This window comes from Pseudomonas sp. NY15372, assembly GCF_048068215.1.
Taxonomy (GTDB): Bacteria; Pseudomonadota; Gammaproteobacteria; order Pseudomonadales; family Pseudomonadaceae; genus Aquipseudomonas; species Aquipseudomonas guariconensis_A.
Window position 1 is genome coordinate 1 of sequence record NZ_JBLUPY010000034.1, and the last position, 14,413, is coordinate 14,413.

Consider the following 14,413-nt stretch of genomic DNA (forward strand, 5'->3'; position numbering starts at 1 on the left):
GCGAAGCCCTTGCCAGGCGACGGTGATATCGGGCCCGGCCCAATCGCGGGACAAGCCCGCTCCCACAGGGCCTGCGAAATCAAATAGTTATGCGTTGTTCTATGAGAGCGGCCTTGTGCCGCGAAAGGGCTGCAAAGCAGCCCCGCTGATATCAGCTCAAGCGTTACCGGACAGCTTCAACCGCGCAGCCTGGGTGAAGTCCAGCATCCGGTTCAACGGTTTGATCGCCTTGGGTACCAACGCCGGGTCGACGAAGATCTCGTTGCTGCCCTTGCGCAGGCAGTCAAGGGTGCGCTCGAGGGTGTTCATCGCCATCCACGGGCAGTGCGCACAACTGCGGCACGCCGCGCCGTTGCCGGCGGTGGGGGCCTCGACGAACGCTTTGTCCGGGCACAGCTGCTGCATCTTGTAGAAAATGCCGCGATCGGTGGCGACGATGAAAGTCTTGTTCGGCAGGGTCTGGGCGGCCTTGATCAGCTGGCTGGTGGAACCCACCGCGTCGGCCAGCTCGATCACCGACTCCGGCGACTCCGGATGGACCAGGATCGCCGCATCGGGGTACAGCGCCTTCATGTCGGCCAACTGGCGCGACTTGAACTCCTCGTGGACGATGCAGGCACCGTCCCACAGCAGCATGTCGGCGCCGGTCTGCTTCTGGATATACCGCCCCAGGTGCTGGTCCGGCCCCCAGATGATGGTCTCGCCGTTGTCCATCAGGCTCTCGACGATTTCCAGGGCGCAGCTGGAGGTGACGACCCAGTCGGCCCGCGCCTTCACTGCCGCCGAGGTATTGGCGTAGACCACCACGGTGCGCTCGGGGTGCTGGTCGCAGAACGCCGAGAATTCCTCCACCGGGCAACCCAGGTCGAGGGAGCAGGTGGCTTCCAGCGTCGGCATCAGCACGCGCTTTTCCGGCGTGAGGATCTTCGCGGTCTCGCCCATGAAGCGCACACCGGCCACCACGACCGTACTGGCGGGGTGGTTCTTGCCGAAGCGGGCCATTTCCAGGGAGTCGGATACGCAGCCACCGGTCTCCTCGGCCAGCGCCTGGATCACCGGGTCGCAGTAATAGTGGGCGACCAGAACGGCGTTCTGGGCCTTGAGCTCGGCCGCGATGGCCGCACGGTATTCGGCCTCCTGCTGCGGCGTCAGCGGGTTGGGCTGCTTGGCGTCAAGATGGGCTTGAACCAACAGGCGTTCGGAAATCTGGGTCATGATCACGGGACCTGCGGGCGCTTATGCGCGTCACTCGAGTGTATCACCCGGCCCTGGCAGGTCGGCTAAAGGTGCCGGATGGCCGGCCTGGCCATCGCGGCCCACCTGCGGGCACGGCGTATTATCGGAGGCCGAAGGCTACAGACAATCGAGGCAATGCAAAAGGGCTTTTTGTGGCTCCGGGGTTGGGACCGGAGCCCGGCAGCGGCCTGCCCCGGCCCTATCGCGGGGCAAGCCCGCTGCTACACAGGTCACCGTGAACTTGCGGGAGGGCGAATCATCCCCCCGCAGGGCCTCGTACGATGGGCTTCAGCCTTGCGGCGACAGTGCCGCCAGATGGGCGTTCAGGAGCATGGCGAATTCTTCTACGGTCATCTTGCGGCCATTGAAGTCGACCATGCCATCGGCGTAATCCAGGCGAGTGATCACGTTGTCGCCCTCCACCGTAGCCATGCCACTCTGCAGCGCCATCATGCCGACCATCTCCCCAGCCTGGCTGGACTGCTGGGCGATGGCCTGGGCGTCGGTCTGCCCGTCGAGCAGCGCCTGCAACGTAGCCAGGTCCCCGACCATCGGCTTGGAGACAGACAGCTTGCCCTCAAGGCGGGTGACGATCTGCTTGCCCAGCTGGTCAGCCGGCAAATCGAAGGACGCTGGGCTGGCCAGGTCGACCGCCAGGTTGAAGCGGCTCTCGCCGTTGGCGGTCTTGAACGACAGGTTCTCCAGGGCCAGTTGCGGCTTGGCGGCGAGCATCTTCTGCACGTCGGCCTGGACTTTGGCCTGCTCCTCGGGGCTCAGGTCGAGCGAGGGCAACTGTTCACCTTGCGCGGCAGCCTGTTGGATTTCCGGCATGCGGGTCTGGTACCAGGCGAGCAGCGCCTGCATGGCCGGGATGTCCAGGGACTTCATGCTCCAGACCATCTGCCCGCTGCCCACCGCACGCCCGGCATAGGTGATGTCGGCGACCTTGTATTCCAACCGGCCGGAGAGCTTGTCCCCACCGTCGGCGTCGTAGCGATTGTTCTGCTCCAGCCCCTTGAGCACCAGGACATCCTGCTTGTCACCCAGGGTGACCTGGGTCTCGGCCAACGCCATGTCGAAGTTGCCGACGTACACCATGTCATGACCGGTGCCCTTGAGATCGCCGGTGACCTTGAAGCCATTGAGCAAGAACTTGACCGGCGCCTGATCGGCACCGACCAGGTTCATTTCCAGGCGCTCGGCCTTGCCATCGATGCGCACCGCCTTGCCCTCGCGGTCACCCCGCAGCAGCACACGCATGCCGGAGAAGTCCAGGTTGCTGCCATCGTCCTGGCTGAGCTTGAGCGGCGCCAGGCGGATGTCGCTGGACAGGCTGCCGTCGTAGCCCAGGCTCACCTGGCCGGTTACCGGCGACTGGTCGCCCGCCGCTGCGAACCAGGAGGCAGTGAAGTCATCCTTGTCCAGTTGGCTGTTGCTGGTGGCCATGACCGGCGCCAGGTTCAGGCGCTTGACCCGCGACCAGGGGAACGGGCCATGTTCGATCTGGTCGGTCACGCCCAGGTCGAAGTTCAGCGGCTCGCCTTCGCCGAGCCAGACATTCTGAGCCTTGAGGCGGTAGTGGGCGGTACTGGTGAAGAAGTGCTGTTCCAGCGAGACCAGTTCAATGGTCATGCTGCCGCCGGTGCCGGCCATGGCCTTTTTCAATTCCTCGTTGCCCTGGGCGACGGAACGCTCGAGCTCCGCGGGCAGCTGCTTGCCGGTGTACCAGGCGCCGGCGGTGGTGGCGAGGGCGATGGCAACGGCCAGGCCGGAAAGAATGCCTACTGATTTCTTCATGAATAGAACCGATTGCTGTCCATATGGGCGGATGCGCAGCGGGCGACGCCACGCGGGAGGCGAAGATTATCACTGCTGGCAAGCTGATGCCTGACCCGTGACACTCGAAACCATGGATCGTAAATTTTTACGAACACAAAAATCGATATAGGCCTTGATAAACCCTACAAAAAGACAGGAAACCCCTAAAAACCACGATAAATCTTCATCAAAGTTACATCTTGTCACGTTTCACTTGACACAAATTCGCCATTCGTTTTTTATTTTTCACACCCGCCCAGCGCCTACAAACGAAGAAGAACTGCGCCGATGCTCATGACACCCATCCGCCCTAGCCCCCACGCGCCGACTTCGACGCCCAGGCCCTGCCCGCTCTGATACAGGCGCTCGTCGCGCCCCGATCCGCTCCTACAACAAAAGGTGAACAACATGGAGCCCACCCGCTCGCCCTTGCCGTGCCTGCCGTACACCGTGCCCGTCGTCCAGCCCCTGGAGCGCCGCCCGCATGCAGCCTGACCACAGCGCCAACGGCAACGTCCAGTTCCGCAAGTCCCTGCGCTTGTGGCAGGTGGTCATCATCGGCCTTGCCTACCTGACGCCGATGACCGTGTTCGACACCTTCGGCATCGTCTCTGGCATCACCGCCGGGCATGTGCCCAGCGCCTATATCCTGGCGCTGCTGGGCATCCTCTTCACCGCGGTGAGCTATGGCACCTTGGTACGCCGCTTCCCGCAGTCCGGCTCGGCCTACACCTACACTCAGCGCGCCATGAATCCGCACATGGGCTTTCTGGTGGGCTGGGCCTCGCTGCTTGACTACCTGCTGCTGCCGATGATCAACGCGCTGCTGGCCAAGCTGTACCTCTCGGCCATGTTCCCGGAAGTGCCGCAATGGGTCTGGGTAACGGGCTTCGTCACCTTGATCAGCCTGATCAACATGCGCAGCATCAACTGGGTGGCAAGCTTCAACGGCCTGTTCGTCGCCGTGCAGGTGGTGATCATGGCGGTGTTCGCCTACCTGTGCATACGCGGCCTGAACCAAGGTGAAGGCCTGGGCACCAGCTGGACCCTGGCGCCGTTCGCCGACGACCAGACCCAGCTCAATACCCTGATCGCCGGCGCGACCGTGCTCTGCTTCTCGTTCCTGGGCTTCGACGCGGTCACCACGCTTTCGGAGGAGACCCGCCAGCCAGAAAAGGTCATCCCCCGCGCGATCTTCCTGGTCGCCCTGATCGGCGGCGCGATGTTCATCTTCATCTCGTTCTACATCCAGGCCTACTTCCCAACCATGGCGCGCTTCCACGACCAGGAAGCCGCCCTGCCGGAAATCGCCCTGTATGTCGGCGGCAAGCTGTTCCAGTCGATCTTCCTGGTGTGCACCGTGATCAACACCATCGCCTCGGGGCTGGCGTCGCAGACCAGCGTCTCACGCCTGCTGTACGTGATGGGTCGCGACAATGTGATCCCTCAAGGCCTGTTCGCCCGCCTGCACCCACGCTACAAGACGCCGGTGCTGAACATCGCCGTGGTCGGCCTGATCGCACTCTCGGCGATCTTCTTCGACCTGGTGACCGCCACTTCGATCATCAACTTCGGCGCACTGGTGGCCTTCAGCTTCGTCAACCTCTCGGTGATCAGCCATTGCTACCTGCGCGAAGGCCTGAACAAAGGCCTGGCGAACAAGATCAAATACTTGGTACTGCCCACCATCGGCTTTTGCATCATTGCCAGGCTCTGGCTGAACCTGGACGTGCACTCGTTGCTGTTCGGCGGCGTCTGGGCACTGGGGGGCGTGCTATACCTTGCCTGGTTGACCAAGGCGTTCCGGGTAGCGCCACCGAGCTACATGGCCGAATGAGACTGCCTGCCGACAACGCCCGCGCCTGACGCGGGCGTTGTCCTTGACGAGAAGGAAAGCTCCCATGTTCCTGCGCCGCCTCTCCATCCAGTGGAAAATCACCCTGCTCGCCGGCCTGTGCCTGCTGGCCATCGTCGCGTTGCTGGTCGCCACCTCCCTGACCCAGGCCAGACGCAGCGCGACCGACGTCTTCCAGGCCAATACCGAGTTGCTCGACCACAGCGCCCGCCTACGCCTGCAGGCCCATGCCGAAACCCAGGCCCTGCGCATCCAGCGCTATTTCATGGACGCCTACCAGTACGGCAATGGTTTCGCCCGCCTGGTGCAGGTGCTCAGGACCCGCGGCGGCGACGACCTGCGCACCGAATTGAACGCTCAAGCCCGCGCAGCCCTGGCCGGCAACCGCGACCTGATCGGCCTGTACCTGGTATTCCAACCCAACGCACTGGACCAGCAGGATGCCCGCTTCATTGGTCAGGATGCCCAGGGCAGCAACGACAGCGGGCGCTATTCGCTGTACTGGTCGCAGCCCAGCCCCGGCACGCTGGAGTCGGAGACGATGCCCGAATCGATGCTGGCCGACACCCGTACCGCGGCCAACGGCTCGCCCTACAACCGCTGGCTGACCTGCCCGCTGGAAACCGCCAAACCCTGCGTGCTCGACCCGTATTTCGACGAGGTCAACGGCCGCCAGGTATTGATGACCAGCATCGCCCTGCCGCTGCTGGACAACGGCCAGGTGGTCGGCGTGGTCGGCCTGGACATCGGCCTGGACAATCTGCAGCAACTGAGCCTGGCGGGCCGTCAGGAGCTGTTCGAAGGCCAGGGCCAGGTCAGCATCGTCAGCCCTGCGGGCCTTCTGGCCGGCCATAGCCAGGACAACGCACAGTTGAGCAAGACGGTGACCCAGGCCTACGGCGAACAGGCGCGTGAGCTGGCAGCGTCGATGGCCGCCGGCCAGCCGGTGGAACAGCTTGAAAACGGCCTGATGCGCATCTCCCGCCCATTCGCGCCGATTCCCGATGCAACGCCCTGGCACGTGCTGCTGGAACTGCCGGAAGCCGTCCTGCAGGCACCTGCGGTGGCGCTCAATCAACGCCTGGACGCACGCAACCAGGCCGCCAACCTCACCAGCCTGCTGGTCGGCCTCGCGGCCGCGGTGCTCGGCCTGCTGCTGGTGTGGCTGACCGCCCGCGGCGTAACCCGGCCGATCCTCGCCGTGGCCGAACGCCTGCGCGACATCGCCAGCGGTGAAGGCGACCTGACCCGACGCCTGGATTACACCCGCGAGGACGAACTGGGCCAGTTGAGCGGCTGGTTCAACCGCTTTCTCGACAAGCTCCAGCCGGTGATCGCCCAGGTCAAGGGCTCGCTCCAGCAGGCCCGGGGCACGGCCGACCAGTCCGCCGCCATCGCCAGCCAGACCAGCGGCGGCATGCAGCAACAGCAGCGGGAAATCGAACAGGTGGCCACCGCCGCCAATGAGATGAGCGCCACCGCCCAAGACGTCGCCCGCAACGCATCCCAGGCGGCCCAAGCCGCGCGCGGCGCCGACCAGGCCACCCATGAAGGTCTGGAACTGGTGGCCGTGACCCGCCAGGCCATCGACCGGCTGGTGGCGGACATGGATGCCGCCATGGAGCAGGCACGCGCCCTGGCCGGACGCAGCGAGCAGATCGGCACGGTACTCGAGGTGATTCGCACCATCGCCGAACAGACCAACCTGCTGGCGCTGAACGCCGCCATCGAAGCCGCCCGCGCGGGCGAGGCCGGTCGCGGCTTCGCCGTGGTCGCCGACGAGGTGCGCGGCCTGGCTCAACGCACGCAGGTCTCGGTGGAGGAAATCCGCCAGGTGATCGAAGGCCTGCAGCAAGGCACCCACGATGTGGTCGGCGCCATGCACGAAGGTCAGCGCCAGGCCCGCGACAGCGCCACGCGCATGGAACAGGCCCTGCCGGCCCTGCAGCGGATCGGCGAAGCGGTGGCGGTGATCAGCGACATGAACTTGCAGATCGCCTCGGCGGCCGAGGAGCAGAGCGCGGTGGCCGAGGAGGTCAACCGCAACGTCGCCGGTATCCGCGATGTGACCGAGTCGCTGTCGGGCCAGGCCGACGAGTCGGCGCGGATCAGCCAGGCGCTGAACCGCCTTGCCAACCAGCAACAGGCCTTGATGGAACAGTTCAAGGTATAGCCGCCCTCCCCCTGAGCGGGCTTGGCCCGCGCCCACAGGGGGCCGGTGAAATCAGACATGGAGCCCATGATGGGAAAACCGTTTTTCGACCTGACGAGTGAACAGGGCGTGCTGCGCACGTCCATCGCCGTCACTTTGTTCATCGCTGTGATCGGCATTGCCTTCGGCCTGGCGTCAGGCTCGTTCTCGATCGTCTTCGACGGCGTCTACTCACTGGTGGACGCCAGCATGAGCGGGCTGTCGCTGGTGGTGGTCAAGCTGATCACCTCCCACGCCCATGCCGAGCGCATGTCGCGCAAGCTGCGCGAGCGCTTCACCATGGGCTTCTGGCACCTGGAGCCGATGGTTCTGGCGCTCAACGGCATCCTGCTGACCGGCGTGGCCGCCTACGCCCTGATCAACGCCATCAGCAGCCTGCTCGAAGGCGGCCGCGACCTGGAGTTCGGCGTGGCCTTGGTGTATGCCGCGGTCACCGTCGTCGCCTGCCTGGCCATCGCCATCGCCGAGGCCCGTGCCAACCGCACGCTCGGCTCGGACTTCGTGCGCATGGACGTCAAGGGCTGGGTGATGTCGGCCAGCATCACCGCCGCCTTGCTGGTCGCCTTCTGCTTCGGCTATCTGGTGCAAGGCACCGAGTGGGCCTGGCTTTCACCCTACATCGACCCGGCCGTGCTGGCCTTGGTGTGCCTGGTGATCATCCCGCTGCCGATGTCGGTAGTGCGCCAGGCGCTGGCGGACATGTTCCTGGTGACCCCGAGCGACCTCAAGCAGCACGTCGATGACGTGGCCCAGGCTTTCGTCGGGCGGCACGGCCTACAGTCGTACCGCGCCTATGTAGCCAAGGTCGGTCGCTCGCGGGAGATCGAGCTGTATTTCATCGTGCCGACCACCATGGCCGCCCGCACCATCGCCGAGTGGGACGCCCTGCGCGACGAGATCGGCGAAGCCATCGGCGGCGAAGGGCCGGACCGCTGGCTCACGGTGGTATTTACCGGCGATCCGGAATGGGCCGAATAAGCGCCAGGCCACGGCTTTTTCCATGAACGATTGACGTTATTTTCACAGCCGCTCCATTAGCGTCGCAGCCTTCCCGGCAGCCGGCACACCCGGCTGCCATCAAGGTTCGACGAGGCGCACGTGGCAAGCACTACCCCAACAACACGAAAAGGCATCGACTGGGCCGGCCTGGGCTGGCTCCTGCTGTTCTTCTGGTATTTCTCAGGCGTCACCCAGGCGCTGCTGATGTTCAGCGGCACCACCGGGTTTTCCGGCTTCCGTGACTCGCTTTTCCTCAGCACCCTCTGGTTCGCCCCGGTTCTGCTGCTGCCGCGCTACACCCGCACCCTCAGCGCGGTGATCGGTGTGGTGCTCTGGGCCGCCTCACTGGTGGGCCTGAGCTACTTCGGCATCTACCGCCAGGAGTTCTCGCAGAGCGTGATCTTCGTGATGTTCGAGTCGAACACTGCCGAAGCCGGGGAATATTTCAGCCAGTACTTCAGTGTCGGGCTGTGCCTGGCGCTGGCGCTCTATACCGTGGTGGCGGTACTGCTGTGGAAGCGCGTGCGCCCGGTCACCCTGCCCCTGCGCAGCCGGGCGCCGCTGGTGATCCTGCTGCTGGCGGCGAACCTGGTCTACCCCTTCTATAAACAGATGGTGACCCAGCAGCGCAACTTCGCCGATGCCCTGGAAAAGGTCCAACTACGCATGGAGCCTGCGGTGCCCTGGCAATTGCTGGTCGGCTACCAGCAATACCGCCAGCAGTTGGACAATATGCAGAAGCTGCTGGAGCAGAACGCCTCGCTGCCGCCGCTGCAGGGCCTGAAGGACAGCAGCGGCGATGCGCCGCGCACCCTGGTGCTGGTATTGGGCGAGTCGACCACGCGCGAACACATGCACCTGTACGGCTACGGTCGGCCGACCACCCCCAACCTCGACGCCCTGGCCAGCGCAGACAAGCAACTGACGGTATTCCGCAACGTGGTGTCGCCGCGACCCTACACCATCGAGGTGATGCAGCAGATCCTGACCTTCGGTGACCAGAAGAGCCCGGACCGCTTCCTGACCGACCCTTCGCTGATCAACCTGATGAAACAGGCAGGCTACAAGACCTTCTGGATCACCAACCAGCAGACGATGACCAAGCGCAACACCATGCTCACCACCTTCTCCCAGCAGACGGATGCGCCGGTCTACCTGAACAACCAGCGCAACCAGAACGCCAGCCAGTACGACGAAGTGGTGCTGGCGCCATTCGAAAAAGCGCTGCAGGACCCCGCACAGAAGAAGTTCATCATCGTCCACCTGCTGGGCACCCACATGGACTACCGCTACCGCTATCCGGATGCGTACGAGCGCTTCAAGGACAGCCAGGGCGTGCCTGCCGGCTTGACCCCCAGCCAAGTGGAAACCTACAACTTCTACGACAATGCGGTGCTGTACAACGACCATGTAGTCTCCAGCCTGATCCAGCGCTACTCGGCGTCGACGCCCAATGGCTTCCTGCTGTACCTCTCCGACCATGGTGAAGACGTCTACAGCTCCGGCGACCATGACCGCCTGGGCCGCAACGAGAACGCGCCGACCCGGCCGATGTACACCATCCCATTCCTGTTATGGACCTCGCCAAGCTGGCAAGCCGACCACCCTCGCGACCTGCAAGCGATGACCGACCGGCCCTATAGCAGCTCGCACCTGATCCATACCCTCTCTGACCTCGCCGGGCTCAGCTATGACCGTTTCGAGCCGGCCAAGAGCTTGGTGAGCCCACAGTTCATGGTGGCGCCGCGCTGGATCGGCGACCCGTACCGCAAGGACGGCCTGCGCGAGTTCGACCAGCTGCCGCAAGACAACCCCGTGCACGAACAGAAAACCGCCATCACCAGCCGCGCCCAGCCCCACGAAGGCTGACCTCTCCCCCCTGCCCGCCCATCCTGAGCGGGCTTGCCCCGCGATCGGGCTGCAACGCAGCCCTCTCTATGCCTCCCTCTCCCCACGGTACTCCATCTCATAAGATGAATTTTTTTCCTGTCATTTTGATAGATCCAGTCGTCAAAACGCACAAATCGACACAAGCAAATTACATTTTGACGCTATGCGACCCGCAGAAGACGCTCTAAACCGGCATTTCGCCATATGACCAATCAGTCACCCTAAAACCTGCCATAACCTAACTTCATTCCAAAAAAGAATGATTTAGTGCCTAAAGGTCGTTTGTTGGTCAGCACTTCGCAGGCCGATACTGACGCCGGTCAATGAAATCGCCCGCCATTCGTGGCGAGCGAATTCTTGAACCTTGGGCCGTACAGCCTGGCCCGCGCGAAGCACGACGCGCCAGCCAGGGCAAAACAAGAACAAAAAACTCAAACTGAACGCAGGTCAAATAGGTTGCCCATGACCCATTCCAATGAACACGCACGTTCGACTGCCGCGGACAAGCCCGCGGGCCATCTGAAACGCACCCTCAACAGCCGCCACCTGAACATGATCGCCATCGGCGGCTCGATTGGCACCGGCCTGTTCGTGTCTTCCGGCGCCACCATCGCCCAGTCAGGCCCCGGCGGCGCCCTGCTCTCCTTCGCGATCATCGGCCTGATGGTGTACTTCCTGATGACCAGCCTGGGCGAATTGGCTGCCTGCATGCCGGTCAGCGGCTCGTTCTCCACCTACGCCTCGCGGTACGTGGATGAAAGCTTCGGCTTCGCCCTGGGCTGGAATTACTGGTACTCCTGGGCGGTGACCATCGCCGTGGACCTGGTCGCCGTGCAGATCATCATGGCCTACTGGTTCCCGGACACACCTGGGGTGCTCTGGAGCGCGGTGTTCCTGGGCCTGTTGTTCGCCCTGAACGTCGCCTCGGTGCGCTTCTTCGGCGAGACGGAGTTCTGGTTCGCGCTGATCAAGGTGATCACCATCATCGCCTTCATCATCATGGGCGTGCTGATGCTGATGGGCATCGTCGAGGGCGGCCAGGATGGCGGTGCGCACCTGTGGCAGATCGGCGACGCACCGATCGCCGGCGGCCTGCCTGCGCTGATCGGCGTGGCCATGATCGTCGGCTTCTCGTTCCAGGGCACTGAATTCGTCGGCATCGCCGCCGGGGAAACCGAGAACCCCGGGCGCAACATTCCCAAGGCGGTGCGCCAGATCTTCTGGCGCATCCTGCTGTTCTACGTCTGCACCATCATCGTGATCGGCCTGCTGATCCCCTACACCGACCCACGCCTGCTCAAGGACGGCCTTTCGGACATCACCATCAGCCCCTTCACGCTGATCTTCCAGAAGGCCGACATGCTGGCCGCCGCGGCCATCATGAATGCCGTGATCCTGACCTCGGTGCTCTCGGCCGGTAATTCCGGGATGTACGCCTCCTCGCGCATGCTCTACAGCCTGGCCGTGGAGCGCAAGGCGCCCGCACTGTTCGCCAAGGTCACCCGCTCGGGCACACCGGTGTGGGCCTTGCTGGCGACCTCGGTGGTGGCCGGCCTGTGCCTGCTGAGCTTCCTGTTCAGCCCCGGCAAGCTCTACCTGTGGCTGCTCAACACCTCCGGCATGCTGGGCTTCATCGCCTGGCTGGGCATCGCCATCAGCCATTACCGCTTCCGTCGCGGCTACAAACTGGCGGGCCATAGCCTGGACAAGCTGCCCTATGTCTCGAAGTTCTTCCCGTTCGGGCCGTTCTTCGCCTTCGCCCTGTGCATGGTGGTGATGCTGGGCCAGAACTATCAGGCGTTCATCGGCGATCGCATCGACTGGATGGGTGCCACCGCGACCTATATCGGCCTGGTGCTGTTCGTGGTGATGTGGCTTGGCCACAAAGTGATCACCCGCTCGCGCATCGTTCGCTACCGGGACATGGATTTCAGCGTTATCGAGGTTCGCCGCCGACAAGCGCGCACCAGCACCGAAAACGACGCCAGCGGCCTGGCGATCACCAGCCCATAAACGTCCGCCTGACCTTCCTTTGTTCACAGCGCCGGGCAACCCTCGGCCCGGCGCCACTACCGCATGGACCGAGCGATGAGCACCGACTTCCTTCAATCTTTCTACGAAGCCTCCGTCGATCGGGTTGCGTACCCGGCCCACACCGGCCGCACCGATACCCGCGTCTGCATCCTGGGAGGTGGGCTGGCAGGCCTGTCGACCGCTCTGGGCCTCGCCGAGCGTGGCATCACCGGCGTGGTGGTGCTGGAGTCGCACCGGGTGGGGCATGGTGCATCCGGGCGCAACGGCGGTTTCGTCTTCGGCGGCTATAGCCTGGGCAACGGCGACCTGCTCGACACCCTGGGTGCACAAGAAGCGCGGCGCCTGTACCAACTGACGCTCGACGCGGTCGAGCTGATCCGCAGCCGAGCCCGTCACTACAGCATCGACTGCGACCTGGTGGACAAAGGGGTGATCCTGGCCAACTGGTTCAATGACCCGTCGCGCCTGGAGAAACCCCGCCAGCTGATGAAAGAAGCCTACGGCGTCGAGTGGGAATACATCGCGCCTGGCGAGCTGAAGGAAATGCTCAAGACCGATCGCTATTACGGCGGGCTGCTCGAACGCAATGCCTTCCATTTCCACCCGCTCAAATACGTCTGCGGCGTGGCCCGAGCCCTTACCGAGCTCGGCGCGCGCCTGTTCGAACAGTCTCCCGTACTGGCCATCGAAAAATGCGCCGGCAAATATGTCGTGCAAACCGAGGGCGGCGAAATCCACGCCGAAGAGGTTGTGTTCTCCGGCGGCGGCTACGCCCGTGGCGTCTATCCCCCGGTGGAACGCGCGGTGCTGCCCATCGCCACCTATGTGGTCGCCACCGAGCCTCTGGGTGAGCGACTGAAGGACGCGATCGCCTGCGAGTCGGCGATCTACGACACCCGCTTCGCCTTCGACTACTACCGCCCGCTCAAGGACAACCGCATCCTCTGGGGCGGGCGCATTTCCATCCTCGATCGCAGCCCCGAAGCCATCGCCAAGCTGCTCAAGGCCGACCTGGCCACGGTCTACCCCCAGCTCGAGGACGTGGACATCGACTATTCCTGGGGTGGCCTGATGAGCTACGGGCGCCATCAGATGGCGCAGATCGGCCAGGACGACAACGGCATCTGGCATGCGGTAGGCTTCGGCGGCCACGGCATGGCGCCCACCACGGTGGCGGGCGAGGTGCTGGCCGACGCCATCGCGCGCAGGTTACCCGTACCGGCAGGCTTCGGGCAGTTCGGCCTCACACGCACCTTTGGCGTCGCCGGTTTGCTGGCGGCGCAGGCGACTTATACCGCGTACCAGGCGATCGATGCGTTCGATGCACGGCGGTTGAACAAGGCCGGCTGAGGCAGGGTTCGTCGGACGATGGAATCGCGGATGGGTTTGTGAGGATGGCGATGCGACGGTCCGGGTGGGCAGTTCAGAATGGCAAGGGCTTCGCCCTTGATCGCGGGGCGAGCCCGCCTCTACAGAAGGCAGGGTGACAGGCTCGGATGCCGTGAAAATGAAAAAGCCCGCCTTGAAAGGCGGGCTCTTCGTATATGGTGGGTCGTGTAGGATTCGAACCTACGACCAATTGGTTAAAAGCCAACTGCTCTACCAACTGAGCTAACGACCCGTTGGATGGCGCGTATAATACTGATTTCTAACGGGAAATCAACACCCCATCGCAACTTTTTTTAAAAATATCGCGTCGGGTCCTCGACACCCGCCGCCTTGAAGCCCTCGGCGCGCAGGCGGCAGCTGTCGCACTTTCCACAGGCACGGCCGTCGTCGTCAGCCTGGTAGCACGATACCGTCAGGCTGTAGTCCACGCCACGGGCCATACCCGCCTGAACGATCTGCGCCTTGCTCAGGTTCTGCAGCGGGGCCTGGATCCGGAAGCCCTGCCCTTCCACGCCCGCCTTGGTGGCCAGGTTGGCCATGCGTTCGAACGCCTCGACGAATTCGGGGCGGCAATCCGGATAGCCCGAGTAATCCACGGCGTTCACACCGATGAAGATGTCCCGCGCCTTCAACACTTCCGCCCACCCCAGGGCCAGGGACAGGAAGACAGTGTTACGGGCTGGCACGTAGGTGACCGGAATGCCTTCACCCGGCGCCTCGGGCACATCGATGCTGGTATCGGTCAGGGCCGAGCCACCGATGCCGTCGAGGTTCAGGCCGATCACCTTGTGTTCGACCACACCCAGGTCCCGGGCGACCCGCGCTGCAGCGTTCAGCTCGGCGCGGTGGCGCTGGCCGTAATCGAAACTCATGGTGTAGCAGCTGTAGCCTTCGGCCTTGGCCATGGCGACCACGGTGGCCGAGTCCAGGCCGCCGGACAGCAGGATTACCGCGCGTTTCTCACTCATCTTCACACTCCT

At 63.8% G+C, this 14,413-nt stretch carries 8 protein-coding genes, 1 tRNA gene and 2 pseudogenes; 7 read left to right on the plus strand and 4 right to left on the minus strand.

The features are described from left to right. Window positions 1-156 precede the first annotated feature (156 nt). Window positions 157-1,215 carry a quinolinate synthase NadA gene (gene nadA / locus ACNFG0_RS18590; protein WP_196144911.1) on the minus strand — a complete coding sequence of 353 codons (1,059 nt, stop codon included), beginning with the start codon at window positions 1,213-1,215 and terminating at the stop codon, window positions 157-159. Window positions 1,216-1,524: 309 nt separating this feature from the next. Beyond that, entirely contained in the window at window positions 1,525-3,033 is a 1,509-nt protein-coding gene (locus ACNFG0_RS18595) for a YdgA family protein (protein ID WP_416765960.1), read from the minus strand. A gap of 505 nt (window positions 3,034-3,538) precedes the next feature. On the opposite strand from ACNFG0_RS18595, the gene ACNFG0_RS18600 reads away from it, so the two are divergent. The 7 genes and pseudogenes from ACNFG0_RS18600 (at window position 3,539) to ACNFG0_RS18630 (ending at window position 13,394) form a co-directional block, all read left to right on the plus strand. Further along, complete coding sequence (locus ACNFG0_RS18600; RefSeq protein WP_196155652.1) at window positions 3,539-4,891, plus strand: APC family permease; 1,353 nt, start codon at window positions 3,539-3,541, stop codon at window positions 4,889-4,891. Window positions 4,892-5,174: 283 nt separating this feature from the next. Continuing rightward, a pseudogene (locus tag ACNFG0_RS18605) lies at window positions 5,175-6,224 on the plus strand (HAMP domain-containing protein); the annotation flags it as partial. Between the two features lie 345 nt (window positions 6,225-6,569). Further along, a pseudogene (locus ACNFG0_RS18610) lies at window positions 6,570-7,082 on the plus strand (methyl-accepting chemotaxis protein); the annotation flags it as partial. A 69-nt stretch (window positions 7,083-7,151) separates the two neighbouring features. Beyond that, complete coding sequence (locus ACNFG0_RS18615) at window positions 7,152-8,099, plus strand: cation diffusion facilitator family transporter (RefSeq protein WP_196144907.1); 948 nt, start codon at window positions 7,152-7,154, stop codon at window positions 8,097-8,099. Window positions 8,100-8,219: 120 nt separating this feature from the next. Beyond that, the gene (locus ACNFG0_RS18620) at window positions 8,220-9,989 is read left to right on the plus strand and encodes a phosphoethanolamine transferase CptA (RefSeq protein WP_416765962.1); all 1,770 of its coding nucleotides are present in this window, start codon (window positions 8,220-8,222) and stop codon (window positions 9,987-9,989) included. Window positions 9,990-10,472: 483 nt separating this feature from the next. Beyond that, complete coding sequence (locus ACNFG0_RS18625; RefSeq protein ID WP_416765964.1) at window positions 10,473-12,023, plus strand: amino acid permease; 1,551 nt, start codon at window positions 10,473-10,475, stop codon at window positions 12,021-12,023. Window positions 12,024-12,098: 75 nt separating this feature from the next. Further along, the gene (locus ACNFG0_RS18630; RefSeq protein ID WP_416765965.1) at window positions 12,099-13,394 is read left to right on the plus strand and encodes an NAD(P)/FAD-dependent oxidoreductase; all 1,296 of its coding nucleotides are present in this window, start codon (window positions 12,099-12,101) and stop codon (window positions 13,392-13,394) included. Window positions 13,395-13,589: 195 nt separating this feature from the next. On the opposite strand, the gene ACNFG0_RS18635 is transcribed toward ACNFG0_RS18630, so the two are convergent. Both ACNFG0_RS18635 and queC read right to left on the minus strand, forming a co-directional pair. Beyond that, window positions 13,590-13,665 (minus strand) — tRNA-Lys (locus ACNFG0_RS18635). Between the two features lie 61 nt (window positions 13,666-13,726). Beyond that, window positions 13,727-14,401 (minus strand): 7-cyano-7-deazaguanine synthase QueC, encoded by a 675-nt coding sequence (gene queC / locus ACNFG0_RS18640; protein ID WP_416765967.1) that lies wholly within the window; start codon window positions 14,399-14,401, stop codon window positions 13,727-13,729. Window positions 14,402-14,413 lie beyond the last annotated feature (12 nt).

Bases quoted from the DNA above. Each gene is read 5' to 3' on its own strand.
- ACNFG0_RS18600 (WP_196155652.1), top strand. From the start codon at position 3,539: ATGCAGCCTGACCACAGCGCCAACGGCAACGTCCAGTTCCGCAAGTCC.
- ACNFG0_RS18625 (WP_416765964.1), top strand. From the start codon at position 10,473: ATGACCCATTCCAATGAACACGCACGTTCGACTGCCGCGGACAAGCCC.
- queC (WP_416765967.1), bottom strand. From the start codon at position 14,401: ATGAGTGAGAAACGCGCGGTAATCCTGCTGTCCGGCGGCCTGGACTCG.
- ACNFG0_RS18615 (WP_196144907.1), top strand. From the start codon at position 7,152: ATGGGAAAACCGTTTTTCGACCTGACGAGTGAACAGGGCGTGCTGCGC.
- nadA (WP_196144911.1), bottom strand. From the start codon at position 1,215: ATGACCCAGATTTCCGAACGCCTGTTGGTTCAAGCCCATCTTGACGCC.
- ACNFG0_RS18595 (WP_416765960.1), bottom strand. From the start codon at position 3,033: ATGAAGAAATCAGTAGGCATTCTTTCCGGCCTGGCCGTTGCCATCGCC.
- ACNFG0_RS18630 (WP_416765965.1), top strand. From the start codon at position 12,099: ATGAGCACCGACTTCCTTCAATCTTTCTACGAAGCCTCCGTCGATCGG.